17 protein-coding genes and 1 riboswitch are annotated in these 18,268 nt (G+C 40.7%); of the genes, 5 read left to right on the top strand and 12 right to left on the bottom strand.

Annotated features, from left to right (window positions below; genetic code table 11):
• Window positions 1-194: 194 nt before the first annotated feature.
• The 3 genes from EDD70_RS06590 to EDD70_RS06580 form a co-directional block, all read right to left on the bottom strand.
• Window positions 195-1,655: a nicotinate phosphoribosyltransferase gene (locus EDD70_RS06590; protein ID WP_092751766.1), complete on the bottom strand. Its 1,461-nt coding sequence runs from the start codon at window positions 1,653-1,655 to the stop codon at window positions 195-197.
• A gap of 179 nt (window positions 1,656-1,834) precedes the next feature.
• Window positions 1,835-2,758, bottom strand: a complete 924-nt coding sequence (locus EDD70_RS06585; RefSeq protein ID WP_092751768.1) for a zinc dependent phospholipase C family protein — start codon at window positions 2,756-2,758, stop codon at window positions 1,835-1,837.
• A gap of 111 nt (window positions 2,759-2,869) precedes the next feature.
• Window positions 2,870-3,433, bottom strand: coding sequence for a hypothetical protein (locus EDD70_RS06580; protein ID WP_092751770.1), 564 nt, complete (start codon window positions 3,431-3,433; stop codon window positions 2,870-2,872).
• Window positions 3,434-3,571: 138 nt separating this feature from the next.
• Here EDD70_RS06580 and EDD70_RS06575 point away from each other — a divergent pair, with 138 nt between their 5' ends.
• A complete protein-coding gene (locus EDD70_RS06575) occupies window positions 3,572-5,290 on the top strand; it encodes a B12-binding domain-containing radical SAM protein (protein WP_092751772.1) in 1,719 nt (572 codons plus the stop codon).
• A 48-nt stretch (window positions 5,291-5,338) separates the two neighbouring features.
• Here EDD70_RS06575 and scfB read toward each other — a convergent pair whose 3' ends face one another.
• From scfB to queA, 7 genes are all read right to left on the bottom strand, one after another.
• Window positions 5,339-6,706, bottom strand: a complete 1,368-nt coding sequence (scfB, locus tag EDD70_RS06570) for a thioether cross-link-forming SCIFF peptide maturase (protein WP_092751774.1) — start codon at window positions 6,704-6,706, stop codon at window positions 5,339-5,341.
• A gap of 103 nt (window positions 6,707-6,809) precedes the next feature.
• Entirely contained in the window at window positions 6,810-6,956 is a 147-nt protein-coding gene (gene scfA, locus EDD70_RS06565; protein ID WP_092751776.1) for a six-cysteine ranthipeptide SCIFF, read from the bottom strand.
• Window positions 6,957-7,017: 61 nt separating this feature from the next.
• On the bottom strand, window positions 7,018-7,428 hold the full coding sequence (locus EDD70_RS06560; RefSeq protein ID WP_092751778.1) for a TIGR04086 family membrane protein: 411 nt from the start codon (window positions 7,426-7,428) through the stop codon (window positions 7,018-7,020).
• Between the two features lie 95 nt (window positions 7,429-7,523).
• Complete coding sequence (gene yajC, locus EDD70_RS06555) at window positions 7,524-7,910, bottom strand: preprotein translocase subunit YajC (protein ID WP_092751780.1); 387 nt, start codon at window positions 7,908-7,910, stop codon at window positions 7,524-7,526.
• A 152-nt stretch (window positions 7,911-8,062) separates the two neighbouring features.
• Window positions 8,063-9,196, bottom strand: a complete 1,134-nt coding sequence (tgt, locus tag EDD70_RS06550) for a tRNA guanosine(34) transglycosylase Tgt (RefSeq protein WP_092751782.1) — start codon at window positions 9,194-9,196, stop codon at window positions 8,063-8,065.
• Window positions 9,197-9,243: 47 nt separating this feature from the next.
• Window positions 9,244-9,795 (bottom strand): flavodoxin domain-containing protein, encoded by a 552-nt coding sequence (locus EDD70_RS06545; protein ID WP_092751784.1) that lies wholly within the window; start codon window positions 9,793-9,795, stop codon window positions 9,244-9,246.
• A 10-nt stretch (window positions 9,796-9,805) separates the two neighbouring features.
• Window positions 9,806-10,873, bottom strand: coding sequence for a tRNA preQ1(34) S-adenosylmethionine ribosyltransferase-isomerase QueA (queA, locus tag EDD70_RS06540; protein ID WP_092751787.1), 1,068 nt, complete (start codon window positions 10,871-10,873; stop codon window positions 9,806-9,808).
• A 105-nt stretch (window positions 10,874-10,978) separates the two neighbouring features.
• A riboswitch (Lysine riboswitch) is annotated at window positions 10,979-11,163 on the top strand.
• Window positions 11,164-11,504: 341 nt separating this feature from the next.
• On the opposite strand from queA, the gene asd reads away from it, so the two are divergent.
• From asd to EDD70_RS06520, 4 genes are all read left to right on the top strand, one after another.
• Window positions 11,505-12,581 (top strand): aspartate-semialdehyde dehydrogenase, encoded by a 1,077-nt coding sequence (gene asd / locus EDD70_RS06535; RefSeq protein ID WP_092751789.1) that lies wholly within the window; start codon window positions 11,505-11,507, stop codon window positions 12,579-12,581.
• A gap of 65 nt (window positions 12,582-12,646) precedes the next feature.
• Window positions 12,647-13,537 carry a 4-hydroxy-tetrahydrodipicolinate synthase gene (dapA, locus tag EDD70_RS06530; RefSeq protein WP_092751791.1) on the top strand — a complete coding sequence of 297 codons (891 nt, stop codon included), beginning with the start codon at window positions 12,647-12,649 and terminating at the stop codon, window positions 13,535-13,537.
• A 25-nt stretch (window positions 13,538-13,562) separates the two neighbouring features.
• Complete coding sequence (gene dapB, locus EDD70_RS06525) at window positions 13,563-14,333, top strand: 4-hydroxy-tetrahydrodipicolinate reductase (protein ID WP_092751793.1); 771 nt, start codon at window positions 13,563-13,565, stop codon at window positions 14,331-14,333.
• 20 nt (window positions 14,334-14,353) lie between these two features.
• The gene (locus EDD70_RS06520) at window positions 14,354-14,830 is read left to right on the top strand and encodes an ACT domain-containing protein (protein ID WP_092751795.1); all 477 of its coding nucleotides are present in this window, start codon (window positions 14,354-14,356) and stop codon (window positions 14,828-14,830) included.
• 474 nt (window positions 14,831-15,304) lie between these two features.
• Here EDD70_RS06520 and EDD70_RS06515 read toward each other — a convergent pair whose 3' ends face one another.
• Together EDD70_RS06515 and EDD70_RS06510 are read right to left on the bottom strand one after the other, a co-directional pair.
• Entirely contained in the window at window positions 15,305-15,691 is a 387-nt protein-coding gene (locus EDD70_RS06515; protein ID WP_092751797.1) for a thioesterase family protein, read from the bottom strand.
• Window positions 15,692-15,755: 64 nt separating this feature from the next.
• Window positions 15,756-18,224: an ATP-dependent Clp protease ATP-binding subunit gene (locus EDD70_RS06510; RefSeq protein ID WP_092751799.1), complete on the bottom strand. Its 2,469-nt coding sequence runs from the start codon at window positions 18,222-18,224 to the stop codon at window positions 15,756-15,758.
• Window positions 18,225-18,268 lie beyond the last annotated feature (44 nt).

The following is an 18,268-nucleotide window of genomic DNA, read 5'->3' as shown; positions in this document are numbered from 1 at the left end:
AATTTTATTGTTGCTTTAATCTTGTTTTTGGGTGATAAACAAATCGAGTCCTCCAGTCCTCCGTTGGAGAACAACTGTGTTTTTTATGTATACAAGCATTATTTGCAAGAGTTAATGCTCAATCTTGCAAAACAGCAGATAATATGTAATAAAAAGGGAGAAGAGACAATTGTCTCTTCTCCCTTTTTACTGCGTCAGCCAAAATTATATTTGGATAACATCTCATTTTTAATTTTCCATAACTTATCTGATAAGTCAACATAATATCTGTGAGGAAATTCAAAACGTTTAACTTCATCCCATAACAGTGATACTTGTTCTTCGCAATAACTGCGAATATCTTCTAAAGCAGGGCATTCATATACCAGTTTGCCTTTTTCAAAAATGGGTATTAAAAGCTTTCTTATAGTAAAATTGGTAAGCGTTTTCTTTTTCCAGGTAGCAACGGGGTCAAAGATTGTATAGGGCTTATTATCGTCAATAACTTCATCAAACAAAGTAACACAGTCTGCAATTGCTTGGCCGTTTGATTTATTATAAAAACGATATATGGTTTTAAAATGAGGATTTGTAATTTTTTCAATCGTTTCGCTAATTTTTATCTTTGGTGTGTAGCTGCCGTCGTCGTTTTGAATCGCTGCCAACTTGTAAACGCCACCGAACACCGGGTCACTTTTAGAAGTAATCAGGTTTTCTCCGACACCAAACGAATCGACTTTTGCGTCTTGAATGAGCAAATCACGAATCAAATACTCGTCTAACGAGTTCGATGCACATATCTCTACATCAGAGAATCCTGCTTCATCCAACATCACTCGCGCTTTTTTAGAAAGATATGCGATATCTCCGCTGTCTATACGAATACCCTTGGGACGATAGCCCATTGGAAGCAACACTTCATTAAACATCTTAATCGCATTTGGAACACCTGATTTAATTACATTATAGGTGTCAACCAATACAATACAATTTTCAGGGTAGATTTCTGCATACTTTTTAAAAGCATCATATTCACTGTCAAACATCTGCACCCAACTATGCGCCATGGTACCAACCGCAGGCACCCCGTACAAACGATCTGACATAACGCAAGCTGTTCCGGTACAGCCGCCGATGTACGCAGCCCTGGCACCTAGAATTGCAGCATCGTAACTTTGAGCACGGCGTGAACCAAATTCAGAAATCCCCCTGCCCTGTGCCGCACGCACAATACGGTTTGCTTTTGTGGTAACCAAAGACTGATGGTTAATGGTAAGCAGGGTCATGGTTTCTATCAGCTGAGCCTGAATAATTGGGCCACGCACAATCACAATCGGTTCGTTAGGAAAAACCGGCGTGCCCTCCTGCACTGACCAAACATCACATTCAAATTTGAAGTTTGCTAAATAATCCAAAAATTCATCACAAAATATTTTGCGAGAACGTAAATACTCAATATCGTCATGTGTAAAGCTGAGGTTGTTTAAATAATCAATCAGTTGCTCTAAACCTGCAAATAATGCAAAGCCTCCTCCATCGGGAATCTTGCGAAAAAACATATCAAATACGGCAATACGGTCTCCAATTCCTTGCTCAAGGTAACCATTTGCCATCGTGATTTCATAAAAATCAACAAGCATGGTTAAATTTCTATCTTTACTACCCTGAAACTCCATATCAGCACCTACCATCATCTATTAGATTTTGATGTAAATCTTACCACTAATTATAGTACATATCTAAGGTAAAGCAAGCGGAATGAAAAGTATTTGTTTGTTTGTACCAACAGCACCGTCTATTGTGGAACATATTCGTATGTAGTGTACGCTTCGCAAAACCTAATATTCAATTATCTTTAAAGGCTGCCGTTATCAAAAGAATCTAAGCCTGCAAACGGATTAAGGATACCGTCCTGTACAGCATTGTATATTGTATTTTGCATGGACAGGGCTTTTACCAAGGCTTGCTGTTCCAGCTGTAAAAAAGTAATGTTTGTTTTTGCACTGTTGTTAGTAAGATGGCACCATGGCTTTTTATTTAAATTCAAAGGATCCCCATCCCCTTTTTTGCGCCTTACATGTGCCGAAAGGCTGTTGCGTTTAAGTGCTACACCATCCAGTATTTTTGAAAAACACAAAGCCAACGGTTTGCCCATTACCAATCGAATGATACGATAAGCATCTCCAAAGCATTTCTGCATTGCTGTAGTATCAATTTTTATATCGTATACGTTTAAAAAAACATACTCATATAGTTTTGCAATATCTTGCTGCATTTTCTTATCTGAAATTAAATCTTTCATAATATTAAAATGATTTATCATCTTGCCTGTTTTAACAAGGTGAATTTCACTATCTATATCACTCTCGACCTTATGATGAATACCTCGATGTTCTGCTTTAGGCAAAATCCGCTTTAATTCTTGCTGTCTGTAATAGATATATGGATGCGCAATGCTGTCAAGGGCATAATGGCAGCAAAAGCCCATAATATAAGCAAATGTATTTTGATAACAGGCATGATTTTTACAGGCAGATAAATACTGGGTAAGTGTATTAAACAGCTCGTCTTCTTTTATACGATGCATAACCCCACCTAAACGATTCAGATTGTGATTCCGCCTTGGCGGCAGCATCCCATAGAAGAAAAGTAAATCCGGGCCTTGCAAGCCCCACTCATATGCAATTTTATAATCTGACAAAATTTGTTTTAGTTTGCTTTCATCAATTGCTTCGTAAATATCTTTGCCAAATAACGAATGGGTAACATAAGCAGGCATTGTATTCCCTCACTTCAATTGCTTTTTTTATATTATAATAGCACAAATCTTTGAATTCGTACTGTTGAAATAAATATCCGCCGGCTAAGCCGACGGATATTTGGCGAATACTTATTTACCTATTTTAATTTTAATTTCTTTTTCGAGGGCCCCAATTAACTCTTGTGTTTCTATATCAAAAGCCTCAATAGTTGCTAGTGCTTCGTATGTACCATTATCAAGTTCAACATCAAGGGGAGCAGACGGTATATGCATATCTGGTGCAATGTAACCTGATTCGTAAATTGTTTCACCATCAATCGTATCGATATGCACCTTTATAAGATGTTGGTTATCGCCATGATTTTCAATCATTAAGTTACCTGCCGAAGTACCGTCCTTAAATTCGGGCGATACATTAATTTTATAAGCGATGCTGCCGTATTTTTTCTTGGTGCCTGTTTTTTCGGCGGGGTTAATCATGCCCATAACAGCATTAGGATCAATCTCGATACCCATATCGCTGAATTTATCGAGCGTATCGTCAGAAACGGTTGCGGGAGGTGGGTTTAGATTAAATGAAAAATCATCTACAAATGCATAGGCACATACAATCTCAATTAAAAAAATCGACACCAATATTACAGTGCAGATTATTAGACTTTTTGCATTAAATGTTTTAACCGGCTCTCTCACAGTGACAGCACTCCTCGTACAGCTAAAATTTGGTATAAATTTATTATACTAAATTCAACCATAGAAATCAAATAGTTGTGAATTTATTTTACAATGTGATACAATAGAAGTACTATTTTGGCAACGAGAGGTTTTAACATGAAAAAATTTGTTCTTGCGGCAATCAGTGCAAAATTCATTCATTCCAGCCTTGCACTGAAATATTTATCTAAATTTGAGGGTAACAACATAAAGCATAAAATAGTAACTGCAGAGTTTACTATTAACCACCGTATCGATTTTATTTTAGAAGAGCTTTTTCGCTGTTCGCCCGATGTTTTATTCTTTTCTTGCTATATTTGGAATATCGAAATGGTAAAACAGCTTTGCCCTGCTTTGAAAAAGATTTTGCCCCATTGCAGCATTATTTTAGGCGGACCTGAGGTAAGCTACGACAGTGTGGAGTTTTTAAAAAAGCATTCCTCTGTGGATGCAATTATCCGCGGTGAAGGTGAACTAACTTTTACTGAACTGCTGGATGCACTGGAAAAAGAAAACTATAACCTTACGAGTATAAAGGGATTGACTTATAAAGAAAGCAATGAAATATTTGTTAATCCGGACCGTGAACCACTTGATTTGGCACGTTTGCCGTTTCCATACGAAAAAGATTTTTCAGACGTCAAGGAGAAAATTATATACTATGAATCGTCAAGGGGATGCCCTTACCGATGCGCATATTGCTTATCTTCTGTTGAAAAAGGCGTACGATTTGTTCCGCTTGATAAGGTGTTTATAGACTTACAATTTTTTTTGGATGCAAATGTGCGGCAGGTAAAATTTGTTGACCGTACCTTTAACTGCAACCGTAAACATACGATGGCAGTATGGGAATACATTGCAAAACACGATAACGGCGTAACAAACTTTCATTTCGAGCTGACAGCTGATTTGCTGGACGACGAAATGATAGAGTTTTTACGCCCTTTGCGCAAGGGGTTGTTCCAATTTGAAATTGGGGTACAGTCTACCAATCCTAATACGATAGAAGCAATCAACCGAAATGTTGATTTTAAAAAGTTATCTGCTATTGTTCAAAAAGTAAAAGCATTGGATAATATACACCAACATCTTGACTTGATTGCAGGGCTGCCCTATGAAGACTACAATTCATTTGCAAATTCATTTAATGATGTTTATGCTTTGCAACCAGAACAATTACAACTTGGCTTTTTAAAAGTGTTAAAAGGCTCACCAATGCATAACCGCTGCAAAGAATTTGGCATTATATACCGAGATTATGCCCCATATGAGGTTTTAGCTACGAAATTTTTACCTCATAGTGATATTTTAAGGCTTATATATATAGAAGAAATGCTGGAACTTTTTTATAACAGCGGTAAGTTTTTAAACAGTACGCAATATCTTATCGGTTTTTTCTCATCACCCTTTGCATTTTATGAAAACATATCACAGTATTGGGTTGCCGGAAATCATCACTGTAAAAGCCACAGCAAGGTGGAGCTTTGTGACATTTTATATGGTTTTATACAAGGGATAGAGAACATTGACCTTGAAAAATGGATGTGGCTGTTAAAGTTTGATTTATGTTTGCATGAAAAGCCAAAAAAAATGCCAAGTTGGCTTACACTTGACAATAATGCTCTCTATCGAGAGCGAATCATGGAATTCTACCAAAACGCTGAAAACATTCAAACTTATCTCCCTCAATACCAAGGGTATGACCCAAAACAGATTTACAGATTGGCGCATATTGAGGTATTCGGCAATGATACCAATGACCATAAAGCAGTTTTATTCGATTATGACCACCGCGATTTGCTAAACAATGCCACATACCATTTCATTGAGCTTTAAAAAAACACCGTATACCGTCAATTGACGAGATACGGTGTTTTTATGTGTTTAATCTACATCTGCCATAGCGGCTTTAATCATAATAGCGCATTCCAAACGTTTTCTTTCGGTTTCGCAAGAAAGCTTATGAGGTTTTAGGATGTTGCCTTCGTACTGAACACTATTGGCGTTACACCCACCACTGCAGTAAAATTTTGCCCAACACTGTTTGCAATCTTCTTTTGCATAGACATTGGTTTTTGCAAACTTATCTTTCATCTTGAGGTCAAGCGAACCATCCAGCAGGCTGCCCATTTTCCATTCATCATGCCCTACAAACTGGTGACAAGGGTAGATGTCTCCGTCGGGGGTTACAGCTACATATTCATTGCCGCACCCGCAACCGCGCAGGCGTTTGATAGCACAGGGACCTTGATCGAGGTCGAGCATAAAGTGGAAGAAGTTAAAACCTTTTTTTGCTTTTTTGCGTTCAATAATCAGCTTTGCCAAGCGCTCATATTCTGCACGGATGGCGGGCAGATCCTCAAGTGTTAAGGCATAAGGCTTGTCAGGTGCAGAAACCACCGGCTCGATGGAAATCTGCTCAAAACCTTCGTCGGCAAAGTGCAGTACATCGTTGCCGAAATCGAGGTTATGTTTGGTAAAGGTTCCGCGCACATAATACTGGTCTTGTCCGCGCTTTTGAACCAAGTTCTTGAATTTAGGCATTATAATGTCGTAACAACCTGCACCATTTACACGAGAGCGAATGCGGTCGTTAACTTCTTTTCTGCCATCGATAGACAGAACCACATTGGACATTTCTTTATTGATGAAATCTATTTTGGCATCATCCAACAGCATACCGTTGGTGGTAATGGTAAAACGAAAGTTTTTACCGTACTCTTTTTCTTTAGAGCGCGCATACAATACGGTTTCTTTTACCATATCAAAGTTCATCAGAGGCTCTCCGCCAAAAAAATCCATCTCAAGGTTTTTACGCCCGTAAGACTGCTCAATGAGAAAATCAATGGCTTTTTTGCCGATTTCAACCGGCATCAGTTTTCTTCCGCCGTTGCCATATTCGCCGGTACCGGCAAAACAATACTGGCAACGCAGGTTACAGTCGTGTGCAACATTGAGGCACATGGCTTTGATGGGTGCAGATACCATCATATTTGCGAATTGTTCGTAGCTGTCACTCGAAAAAAGTTGACCTGCCTGTGTTAGTTCGTAAATCTCAGCATATGCATCTAAAATATCCTGAGAACTGTATTCACCTGAAAAATGTTTGTTAATTGAAGCAGGGCATTCTTTTACCACAGGCTCTGTGACAAAATCGAGCATATCGTAAAATAGCTTGTCTACCACATGAACGGCACCGCTATTGACATCAAGCACAATATGGTAACCGTTTTGACAGAATTTATGTATCATTATCCGATTCTCCAATATTTAGATTTAGGCAAAAATTAGGGGACAGCTAATGCGCTGTCCCCTAACTGAAAGTTCTTTCGCAATCAAAACCAAATTTACGAGATTATCTGTTTTTATTCTCGCATTTCTGGTTAGCTACTGTGCAAGAGGTTTTGCAAGCAGATTGGCAAGAAGCCTGGCATTCGCCGCAGCCACCTTTTACAGCGGATTCTTTTAAATTTGCTTTATTCAATGTTTTAACGTGTTTCAATTTTATGTCCTCCTAATAAAAATATATTATTTATTATAGCATAACAAAAATCATTATTCAATTATTTCCTACTTTTTTTAGAATTTACTCCCGCAACTCCGCCAATTGCCGAAAAAAGAAGTGCAATTGCCAGTTTAATAGCTGCCATAAAACCAAAGCCATTGTCGCTAATGCCCTGCCCAAACAGCAGTAACATTAAAAACAACAGCACACCGCAACAAAGCCCCATTACGAGCCCTTTTTCGCGTACCATTTTTGCAGCAAAACTACCACCCATAAGCGAGCCGATGGCAAGTGCCAACAGCACCATTGGGTTAATTAGCATTTGCGGTATATTTTGCAGCGACAGCAAAAGTGAAAGCACCATTAAAATTACGGTGATAACAACTGCGCCTACTAAGGTCCCAGATAAAATTGGTTTCAGATACTTCATTACTCCATACTTCTCTACTTTGGATTTGCCTTGTTTCATACAAATCACCCCTAATATCCTTTAGTAAAGCATTCTCCTACAATAAAGGATATTCAAGAGTGACATTGATTATTCCGATTGAATTTTTAAATCAACTATTTGGTTTCTTCAGTCTTAGCATTTTTAGCAGGAACAGTAGCTTTTTCAGCAGCAGCTCTCTCAACTGCGGTGTTGTTTTGCTGAATGGCGCTGCGCAAAAAGCGAATCTTGCTTCTGTCAGAACCTGTTTCGACAACAACAGTATCTTCTTTTATGATGACAACACGTCCAACCACTCCACCGATTGTAACGATTTCGTCACCGACTTCAAGATTGCTTCTCATTTTTGCAATTTCTTTATCTCTTTTTTTCTGTGGTCTGATCAAGATAAAATAAAACACAACAAAAATAAGAACCATAGGGAGCAAGGAGACCAACATAGACGTTGTATTTTGTGCCCCGGCTGCGTTTGTAGCAGTAGTTAACAAGTTAGCAGTTGACATTTAGGAATACCTCCATCGATTTTGTATTTTCTTGGACAGGAGGCGAACACCTTCTGCCTTATGCATAGTTTAAAATATTATAGCGTGAATTGCATAAAGTTGCAAGAGATTGAGGATAAGATTTTATAAATAATATGCCAAAATCAACTATATTAAATTCTTTTACCAAGTATGGGTACCATTTGTGCTCTAAATTGCTCAAAAGTGCCGTCGTCAAGAGCAGCGCGTATTTTTTCCATCAGCGTGTTGTAGAAATAAAGATTATGCTGCACCGCAAGGCGCATCGCAAGCATTTCGTTCGCTTTAAAAAGGTGACGCAAATAAGCGCGTGAATGATTACGGCAACATGGGCAGTCGCATTGCTCATCAAGCGGTGCATCATCACGTGCATACTTCTCGTTAATAAGGTTACGGATGCCGCTCCAAGTAAATAAATGACCATGGCGTGCATTGCGGCTGGGCATAACGCAATCAAACAAATCTACCCCGCGGTGTACTGCTTCGATAATGTTCACCGGAGTACCTACACCCATCAGATATCGAATTTTGTTTTTGGGCATATACGGCTCAATCGCTTCGATAACACCGTACATCTCTTCTGCGGTATCCCCCACTGCCAACCCGCCGATGGCATAACCATCGAGGTCAAGCTCTGCAATATCTATCATATGTTGAATTCGCAAATCATGAAAAGTACTGCCCTGATTGATGCCAAACAGCAGTTGGTTCCTATTAATCGTGGATTCAAGCGAGTTCAGCCGCTGCATTTCGCGTTTGCAGCGTACTAACCAACGCGTGGTTCGTGCAATGGAACTGACTGTGTATTCGCGGGTTGCGGGATTCTCGATACATTCGTCGAATGCCATTGCAATGGTAGAAGCAAGGTTCGATTGTATTTGCATGCTTTGCTCGGGCCCCATAAAAATCTTTTTACCGTCAATATGAGAAGAAAAATAGACCCCTTCCTCTTTTATTGTGCGCAATTTTGCCAGTGAAAATACTTGAAAACCACCGCTGTCTGTAAGAATAGGTCCTTTCCAGCCCATAAATTTATGGAGACCTCCCATATCGTATATCAGGTCATCACCGGGGCGCAAATGCAAATGATAGGTGTTGCAAAGCTCTACCTGACATTTGAGGTCAACTAAATCGTAAGATGAGATGCCGCCTTTAATTGCCGCCGCCGTGCCCACATTCATAAACGCGGGAGTTTGCACCGTGCCATGTACGGTTTCGAACTCGCCTCTGCGTGCTGTGCCTTCATTTTTGAGTAATTTATATGCCATAGTTACCTCTCAGTTTTTCTTTGCAGCAGATGAAAGTCTGCCAAATTTTACTGCACCTTTTTGCAGTTTTCTTTCATAAAAGAAATGATCGGCTCAATGGATGAACGGTCTGTAAAATCGACTGTACCTCCATAAGTATCAAGCATTTCGTTTTCTTCTTCGGTTCGTTCACTCTGCGGCTTTTTACCCACTATTTTTATGAGCATCGCCATCATAGCTTTGTGCACAAAACCCAGTTTTTTGTAGTTTATCCAGCCGCGCAGATGAAAGATGTGTATCTCACGGCGCATTTCTTCAGTAAAGTTTTTTTCGAGTACTGCACTAAACTGCTCTTTGCGGTTTGGGTCGGCAAGCCCAACTGTAAATACGGCAATCTTCTTACCTTTTAACTTTTCAAAATTTTTAGTGAGCAATGAAACACCGCAGATGCCGCTTGCGTACAACCCACCGCCAAATACAATGCAACCGTATTGTTCCAGTTTGTCTGCTTTTATTTCGGATGCATCGTATAAATCACAAGACAGTTCTTGGGCAAGCCACTGCGCATACTTTTTTGTGGTTCCGTACTTGGATTTGTAAACTACTACCGTATTTTCCATAACAGCGCCCCTATTCCAATCCGTTTTTAGTATCTCCATTGCATTTTGTAAGAAACATACAATCGCCAAAGCTGAAGAAACGATATTTTTCTTCCACTGCTACCTTATATGCATTCAGAATATGGTTATATCCTGCAAAGGCAGAAACGAGCATAATGAGCGTGCTTTCGGGTAAATGGAAGTTGGTGATAAGGCAATCGAGCACCTTGAAGTCGTAACCCGGGTAGATAAAAATGTCTGTGTAGCCGTCATCTGCCTGCAGCACACCGCCGAATTTAGTTGCAACCGATTCTACCGTACGGCAGGCTGTGGTGCCAACCCCGATAACCCGATGTCCGTTTGCTTTGGTGCAGTTAATCAGGTCGACCGTTTCTTGCGGCATATGGTAATGCTCAGAGTGCATGTGATGGTCGTTTACGTTATCTACTTTAACAGGCCGAAACGTACCCAAACCCACGTGCAGAGTAACATAGCCGATGTTAACACCTTTATCGCGCAATTCCTGCATCATGTCTTTCGTAAAATGCAAACCTGCTGTGGGTGCTGCCGCCGAACCAAGCTCCTTTGAGTAAACAGTTTGATACCGTTCTTTATCTTCAAGCCGTTTGGTAATATATGGCGGAAGCGGCATCTGACCGATTTTTTCAAGAATGGTATAAAAGTTTTCGCCTTCGGGATACGTGAATTTCACTAAGCGGTTGCCGCCATCAATCGTCTCGAGTATTTCTGCTACAAGAAGTCCATCACCAAATACAAAACGTACACCCGTTTTTGCTTTTTTACCGGGGCGTACAAGAATCTCCCATACATCTTTTTGGTGCTGTTCGAGCAATAAAAATTCAATTGCAGCGCCGGTGTGCTCTTTTACACCGTAAAGACGTGCAGGCAGCACGCGAGAGTCGTTGAGGATAAGTGTATCGCCTGCTTGGAGCATTTGAGTAAGGTCGTAAAAATGTTTATGTTTCAGTTCGCCTGTGTCGCCATTCATACACAGCATGCGAGAATGATTACGTGGTTCAATCGGTGTCTGCGCAATCAATTCTTCGGGCAAGTCGAACCAAAAATCAGATGTTTTCATATTATTTAATATTCTCCATTCAAAAGGTAGGGCTATTTTCATCTTGTCTTACAAATTTAATTGACATAGATTAGCTAAAATGCTAATATAGTTTTAATAGAATAATATCTGGATAGAGGTGCGGTGTTTCATTAGTAACCGATGAGATGATTTCCGACAAAATCGTTTGCATCATCGTCGAAAGGGTTTACCGCCGAAGGAAGTTTAGTACGGAATAAGCTTACCTGGTTACTGAGCTGAAAAAGCCTGTAACTGTCATCATTGCAAGATGATGAAGAGCTATCGACTCGTGCTGCCGCATACCCTGCGGGTAAAAAGTCAATAGTTCTATTATATTGCAACGGTGACCGGTTTTCAACCGGTTTTTTGTTTTATATGCAGGTATTTATTCTTTGTAATACTATTTCGCATTAAAAAGCTTTAAGGCTTTTTAATTCACTGCTAGCCAGTGTGCCGCTAAAGCGGTAGCTCTTAGTATTGTACAACATTTGCACAAGTTTCGCTTGTAGCCGTGTTTTACAGGGCTAATAAAAAACATAAAACGTTTTTTATTGCAAATTAGTATAAGGCGGATAACCACTGCATACCGGGAATTGCCCGCCAAAATTTTAATGTAAAGGAATGTTCGTTTATGAAAGAATTTCACGTTGGTATTGTAGGTGCAACCGGTATGGTTGGTCAGCGGTTTATCAGTTTACTTGATAAACACCCTTGGTTTAAGGTAACCTTGCTGGCAGCAAGCGCACGTTCTGCGGGCAAAACCTATGAAGATGCTGTTGGAAAACGCTGGGCAATGGATGCCCCTATCCCAGAGAATATTAAAAAGATGGTTGTATATGATGCCGCTAAAGTTGAAGAGGTTGCAGCAAAAGTAGATTTTGTTTTTTGCGCGGTAGATATGAAAAAAGACGAGATAAAAGCGTTGGAAGAAGCTTACGCAAAAGCTGAATGCCCTGTTATTTCGAACAACTCGGCGAACCGCTGGACAAAAGACGTGCCAATGATTATCCCGGAAATGAACGCAGATCATGCAGAAATTATTCATAGCCAAAGAAAACGCCTTGGCACAAAACGCGGCTTTATTGCGGTAAAATCCAACTGCTCTATCCAAAGCTATGTTCCCGCTTTAGCACCGCTTATGGATTTTGGCGTAACAAAAGTTTTAGCTTGTACTTACCAGGCAATCAGCGGTGCAGGCAAAACCTTTGAAACATGGCCGGAAATGCTGGATAATCTGATTCCGTACATCGGCGGAGAAGAAGAAAAAAGCGAGCAAGAGCCTTTGAAAATTTGGGGCAGTATTGTTGATGGTGAGATTGTTCCGGCTACCTCCCCCGCCATTACCACACAATGCCTTCGTGTTCCGGTATCCAACGGGCACACTGCCGCAGTGTTTGTAAGCTTTGAGAAAAAGCCTACCATTGATGAAATGAAAGCACGCTGGGCAGCATTCAGCGGTGAACCGCAGAAACTTCAGCTGCCCTCTGCGCCCAAGCAGTTCCTTAACTATTTTGAAGAAAGCGACCGCCCACAGGCAAAAACCGAGCGTATGCTGGAAAACGGCATGGCTATTTCTATCGGAAGAATCCGCGAAGACAGCCAGTATGATTACAAATTTGTATGTTTATCGCACAACACGATTCGCGGTGCAGCAGGCGGTGCAGTTTTGATGGCTGAGCTTTTGGCTGCAAAAGGCTATTTAGACTAAAACTTGAATAACATCGTACCGAGTTTACAAGCAGTAAGCTCGGTGAAAGGAAGGAGCACGACCGAATGAAAAAAACAATATTCACCGGTGCGGGCGTTGCTGTTATTACGCCAATGTATCCGGATGGCTCTATTAATTATGATGAGCTTGGGCGCATCATTGATTTTCAGCTTGAAAACCACACTGACGCTATTGTCATCTGCGGTACTACCGGCGAAAGCTCTACCATGACCGACGAAGAACATATAAAAGCAATCGAGTTTGCTGTAAATAAAGTTGGCGGCAGGGTTCCTGTTATAGCTGGAGCAGGAAGCAACGATACCGCTTATGCATTGTGGCTTTCGAAAGAATCTGCAGCGGTTAAGGCAGATGCACTTTTGCAAGTTACACCTTATTATAATAAAACCTCGCAGCTCGGGCTTATTCGCCATTTTAATACACTTGCGGATGCAACCGATTTGCCGATTATACTTTACAATGTGCCCAGCAGAACAGGCATGGACATCTCGCCTGCCACTTATGTAGAGCTGGCAAAACACCCGAACATTGTAGCAACCAAAGAAGCAAGCGGAAACATTAGTAAAATTGCACAGGTTGCAGCAGAGTGCGGCGATAACCTCGATATCTATTCTGGTAATGACGACCAAATTGTGCCGATACTTGCTTTGGGCGGTAAAGGTGTCATATCGGTTTTCTCAAATATTATGCCGAAACAGGCACATGACATCTGTCAGCTTTTCTTTGACGGTAAGGTGAAAGAAAGTGCCGAACTACAGTTAAAGCTATTACCGCTGATAAACGCGCTGTTTATTGATGTAAACCCCATTCCTGTAAAAGAGGCCATGAATTTAATTGGCTGGAAAGCCGGATTGTGCAGATTGCCACTGGCTGAAATGAGCGAAAGTGCGAAAGCGCATCTTGTTGCTGAACTTAAAAACGCAGGACTGATGAACTGATTATGATAAGCTAGGATGTGAAAATATGAAAAAGATTATACTATCGGGTGCAAACGGAAAGATGGGGCATGTCATTGCGTCGTTTGTAAAAGAAAAAGATGACTGCGAAATAGTGGCAGGTATTGATATCAATACCACTCAATATGATGATTTCCCCATTTTTGCTGCCCCCGCACAATGTAATATTAAAGCGGACTGCATCATAGACTTTTCACACCCGTCGCTGCTCAACTCTATGCTGGAATATGCGGTGCATACATCTACCCCTATTGTAGTGGCCACCACAGGGCTTTCAAGCAAGCAGATTGCTTTGCTACGCAAAACAAGTGAGCTGGTACCCGTATTTTTCTCATTTAATATGTCGCTGGGTGTAAATTTGCTTGCTGAACTCGCCAAAAAGGCAGCTACAATTTTGGGGCATGATTTTGATATTGAAATCGTAGAAAAACACCACAACCAAAAGGTAGATGCGCCAAGCGGTACTGCAATCATGCTTGCAGATGCAATAAACCATGCACAAAGCGATTGTTATGAATATGTATACGACCGACATAGTAAACGCGAAAAACGGAGCAAAAACGAAATTGGTATGCACTCTATTCGAGGGGGCACCATAGTTGGTGAGCATGATGTGATTTTTGCGGGTAAAGATGAAGTTATCACACTTTCGCATTCTGCAATGTCCAAAGAGATTTTTGCTACGGGCGCTGTAAACGCAGCACTCTACCTTGCAGGCAAGAATGCCGGATTGTATGATATGGGCGATTTAGTGCGTATGCAAAACGTAACCGAATAAACAGGAAGGGTGTCGAAGATATGAACGGTGTAAGCAAGCTTTCAGTAAGCGATGATATTGCACTGGTTACATTTAATAAAATCGGTGCTGATTTAAAGTTTATATCCGCAGTATTCACTGACTTTGCCAATGAGGGCATCAACATTGACATGATATCACAAACTGCCCCTACAGGCGATTTTGTGAGTGTTTCTTTTACCGTTGCAAGCGAAGATTTGATTAAAGTACTGGCTCTTACCAATAAATACAAAAAGCAGTATCCCGATATCAAACCTCTGGTGAGCAGCAACAACAGTAAGGTTCAGCTTTTTGGCGAAGAGATGCGCAATATGGAAGGTGTTGCCGCTAAGGCAATTTCTACAGTAGCCTCCGCAGACGCTCATGTGCTGATGATCACTACCTCTGAAGTGGATATCTCCCTTTTGGTGACAGATTATAACCTTGAACAAACAGTTGAGTTGTTGGAGACAGAATTTGGTGTAAAAGCTGAAAGATAAGCCTAAAATACAATTGTTGAAATTAAGCTAAAAGGGCTTGTTGTCTGTAAAAATGAAGACGGCAAGCCCTTTAGCTTTGCTTTGATGCGACGGTTGTTGCAGTATCCCAAGCATTCAATGAGTTGGGCTTTAAAGTGTTTTATAGAATCAAACTTTTGAGATAAAAACGCTTGCTTTCCGGCATAACAGTGCAGCCTTTTCTGCTTTAGAGTTGTTGCCCCTTTACTTCCTTTTGTACCCACGCGCTCAATTTATAGACCTTTTGTGCCTTTTCTCAGATAGATTGCGCTCATCATAGTTGGAATGATATGGTGGTGCTTACTTTAAACTCGCAGGCATCTTCTCATGCTCTTTGAAACACCTGATATATCGCTTGTTCGTATCCCTTTTGTCAAAGTAAAACACCCCCAAAGTTATTTGCAGATATACTGCCAAGCTTTAGGGGTGTATTTTTTGTACAAATTTTAAAATATTTTATTTTAATTTTGCGGCTGCTTTTTGTTCGAATCTCTCTTTATTCAAAATAAATCGAGTATGCGTCCCTTCACCAATTACGCCGCATTCATCAAAAGCCTGCACTGTAAAATCTATTTTTTTACCATCCACGGCAACTATTTTAGCGGTTGCTTTTACTTTCATTCCAATTGGGGTAGCTGCCGTATGGCTGGTTGAAATAGAAGCACCTACAGAAGTTTGACCTTCTTCTAAAAACGGCTTTAAACACTGCACTGCAGCACCTTCCATCAGCGCAATCATCATAGGCGTTGCAAAAACATTTACGTCTCCGCTGCCGACATTTGCGGCTATTTTATCCCCAGTTACTACCCATTCCATTGTATATTCAGTATTTATCCAGTCCATATTTTGTAACCTCCTGTGTTTCATTCACGTATTATTATACAAAAAATGGTTTGATAAATCAATATCAATCGGCAGCTACCTTGCATTCTTCTTTTAAAAAAACAATTTGATTATCATAACTGCATAAAAGTTCATCACCCTCATTAATTTTACCGCTTAGTATTTCTTCTGCGAGACGGTCTTCAATCATGCTTTGAATTGCACGCTTCAGAGGACGTGCACCGTATTTACTGTCAAAGCCCGCTTGAACCAAATGATGCAGTAAATTTTGCGAGAAACGAATGTTGATATTACGCTTTTTTAGCCTTTGTTTTACAATTTCCAACAGATTACACGCAATTTTCTCGATTTCTTGTTGCGTCAAACGATGGAATACAATCATTTCATCGATACGGTTTAGAAACTCCGGACGAAAAGCTTTTTTCAGCTCTGTCATCACTTGTGATTTTATGGTTTCGTCACTGGGTATATGGGAATCTTGACTGAATCCAATCAGTTGTTTTTCGGTAATCAACTGTGCTCCAATATTTGAAGTCATGATAATAATGCAATTTTTAAAGTTTACAGTTCTTCCTTGGGCATCATTTAAAATTCCATCATCTAAAATTTGAAGCATAATATTAAATACATCATAGTGGGCTTTTTCAATTTCATCAAACAACAACACTGAAAAAGGTTTTCGGCGCACTTTTTCGGTAAGCTGCCCTCCGTCATCGTATCCGACATATCCCGGAGGTGAGCCAATTAGGCGTGACACGGTATGTTTCTCCATAAATTCGGACATATCTACACGAATCATCGAGCGTTCATCTGCAAAAAGAGCCTCAGCAAGTGCCTTGCAAAGTTCTGTTTTGCCAACACCGGTAGGACCAAGAAAGAGAAAAGAACCGATTGGACGATTGGGGTCGCCAAGACCTACCCTGTTTCTTCTGATTGCCCGTGATACCGATGTAACCGCTTCGTTTTGCCCAATAACACGTTGATGCAAGCGCTGTTCTAATTGCAGCAAACGCTCAGACTGTTCTTCTGTTACACGGCTCACATCAATTCCGGTTTGAAACGCAACTACTTCGGCAACATCTTCAGCATCTACTCGATCCATTGCCCTTCCCCCGCCTAGCAAGTTTTCTTGAGGAAGATTTTCCTTTAATTTCATTTCATTATCCCGCAATTTCGCAGCTCTTTCAAAGTCTTGCGCAAGAATGGCCTCTTCTTTTTGGTGTGAAAGCAAAAGCAACTGATTTTCCATATCTGCCAAGCGTTCAGGCTGAGTAAATGCTTTTAATTTAACAAGAGAAGATGACTCATCCAAAAGGTCTATCGCTTTATCGGGCAAAAATTTTTCGGTTAAATAGCGCACAGAATAGTTAACAGAAGCATTAATTGCATCGTCGGTAATTTTAATATGATGATGTTCTTCATATTTCGTTTTAAGCCCTTTTAAGATTGATATTGTATCTTCCGGTGTGGGTTCAGAAATCAAAACGCTTTGAAAGCGCCTTGCAAGCGCGCTGTCTTTTTCAATGTGACGGCGAAATTCGTCGATGGTGGTTGCACCGATAACCTGAAGCTCACCTCTCGCCAGTTGGGGTTTTAGAATATTTGCCGCATCGATAGCACCTTCAGCGGAGCCTGCCCCAATAATGGTATGCAATTCATCAATGAACAGCACAACATTTCCCGCCTCATTAACTTCATTTAAGCAATTGCGCAATCTCTCCTCAAATTCGCCGCGAAACTTGGTTCCCGCAATCATACTGGAAAGGTCGATGGAAATAACCCGTTTGCCAATTAAATTATCCGGCACATCGCCCCTGATGACACGCTGCGCCAAACCTTCTACAATTGCTGTTTTTCCAACACCGGCTTCACCGATGAGACAAGGGTTGTTTTTTGTGCGGCGAGTTAAGATTTGAATGACGCGCAATACCTCTTTATCTCTGCCAATCAATGGGTCAAGAGTATTTTCTCTTGCTGCTTGTGTCAAATCTTTACTGAATTTGTCTAAATTGGGCGTTTTGGTGTTTTGCGCTTTTCCGTTTTTAAGCGGAGGTTTACGAGCTGCCTTCCAATAAATAGAATCCGCTATTTCGCTGCCGATACCTTCAATCACATCTTTGTAAAGAGAGTCACAATCATAACCCAAGCTCATCAAAAAACGCACCGCATAGCAATCCGGTTCTTTGAGTAACGCCATGAGAATATGCTCGGTACCTACAATTGGTTGCGCTAAAGTTTTAGCCTCAACAGAAGCCATTTCAAGAATATGCTTGCACCGCGGGGTAAAATCGCTTGGGGTAAGATTTGATTTAATGCCCTTGCCTACAGCCTGGATCAGCTTGGTTTTTACAATTTCTTCGGTAATGCTGCGCCGCACAAGTACCGTATAAGCCACGCCGGTGCCTTCTTTTAAAAGACCAAGCAGCAAATGCTCGCTGCCAATATAGGTGTGTCCAAGAGACGCTGCTTGCAAAAGTGCCAGATTAACTGCATTGTTTGCTTTTGGTGTGAAGTTATTAAACTTAAAACTCATGTTCTTCCCCCTGCTTGTGCTCTATTTGCGTCGATTGTAAACGC

The sequence above is a fragment of the Hydrogenoanaerobacterium saccharovorans genome (assembly GCF_003814745.1).
Lineage (GTDB): Bacteria > Bacillota > Clostridia > Oscillospirales > Ruminococcaceae > Hydrogenoanaerobacterium > Hydrogenoanaerobacterium saccharovorans.
Note: the sequence above shows the minus strand (reverse complement) of the source record. Positions and strands in the feature narration are given on the sequence as shown.

Excerpts from the sequence above, each read along its gene's own strand:
- EDD70_RS06575 (WP_092751772.1), top strand. The coding sequence starts at position 3,572 with ATGAAAAAATTTGTTCTTGCGGCAATCAGTGCAAAATTCATTCATTCC.
- EDD70_RS06560 (WP_092751778.1), bottom strand. The coding sequence starts at position 7,428 with ATGAAACAAGGCAAATCCAAAGTAGAGAAGTATGGAGTAATGAAGTAT.
- EDD70_RS06585 (WP_092751768.1), bottom strand. The coding sequence starts at position 2,758 with ATGCCTGCTTATGTTACCCATTCGTTATTTGGCAAAGATATTTACGAA.
- EDD70_RS06545 (WP_092751784.1), bottom strand. The coding sequence starts at position 9,795 with ATGGAAAATACGGTAGTAGTTTACAAATCCAAGTACGGAACCACAAAA.
- dapB (WP_092751793.1), top strand. The coding sequence starts at position 13,563 with ATGAAAAAGATTATACTATCGGGTGCAAACGGAAAGATGGGGCATGTC.
- tgt (WP_092751782.1), bottom strand. The coding sequence starts at position 9,196 with ATGGCATATAAATTACTCAAAAATGAAGGCACAGCACGCAGAGGCGAG.
- EDD70_RS06515 (WP_092751797.1), bottom strand. The coding sequence starts at position 15,691 with ATGGACTGGATAAATACTGAATATACAATGGAATGGGTAGTAACTGGG.
- queA (WP_092751787.1), bottom strand. The coding sequence starts at position 10,873 with ATGAAAACATCTGATTTTTGGTTCGACTTGCCCGAAGAATTGATTGCG.
- EDD70_RS06510 (WP_092751799.1), bottom strand. The coding sequence starts at position 18,224 with ATGAGTTTTAAGTTTAATAACTTCACACCAAAAGCAAACAATGCAGTT.
- yajC (WP_092751780.1), bottom strand. The coding sequence starts at position 7,910 with ATGTCAACTGCTAACTTGTTAACTACTGCTACAAACGCAGCCGGGGCA.
- EDD70_RS06520 (WP_092751795.1), top strand. The coding sequence starts at position 14,354 with ATGAACGGTGTAAGCAAGCTTTCAGTAAGCGATGATATTGCACTGGTT.
- EDD70_RS06590 (WP_092751766.1), bottom strand. The coding sequence starts at position 1,655 with ATGGAGTTTCAGGGTAGTAAAGATAGAAATTTAACCATGCTTGTTGAT.
- dapA (WP_092751791.1), top strand. The coding sequence starts at position 12,647 with ATGAAAAAAACAATATTCACCGGTGCGGGCGTTGCTGTTATTACGCCA.
- asd (WP_092751789.1), top strand. The coding sequence starts at position 11,505 with ATGAAAGAATTTCACGTTGGTATTGTAGGTGCAACCGGTATGGTTGGT.
- scfB (WP_092751774.1), bottom strand. The coding sequence starts at position 6,706 with ATGATACATAAATTCTGTCAAAACGGTTACCATATTGTGCTTGATGTC.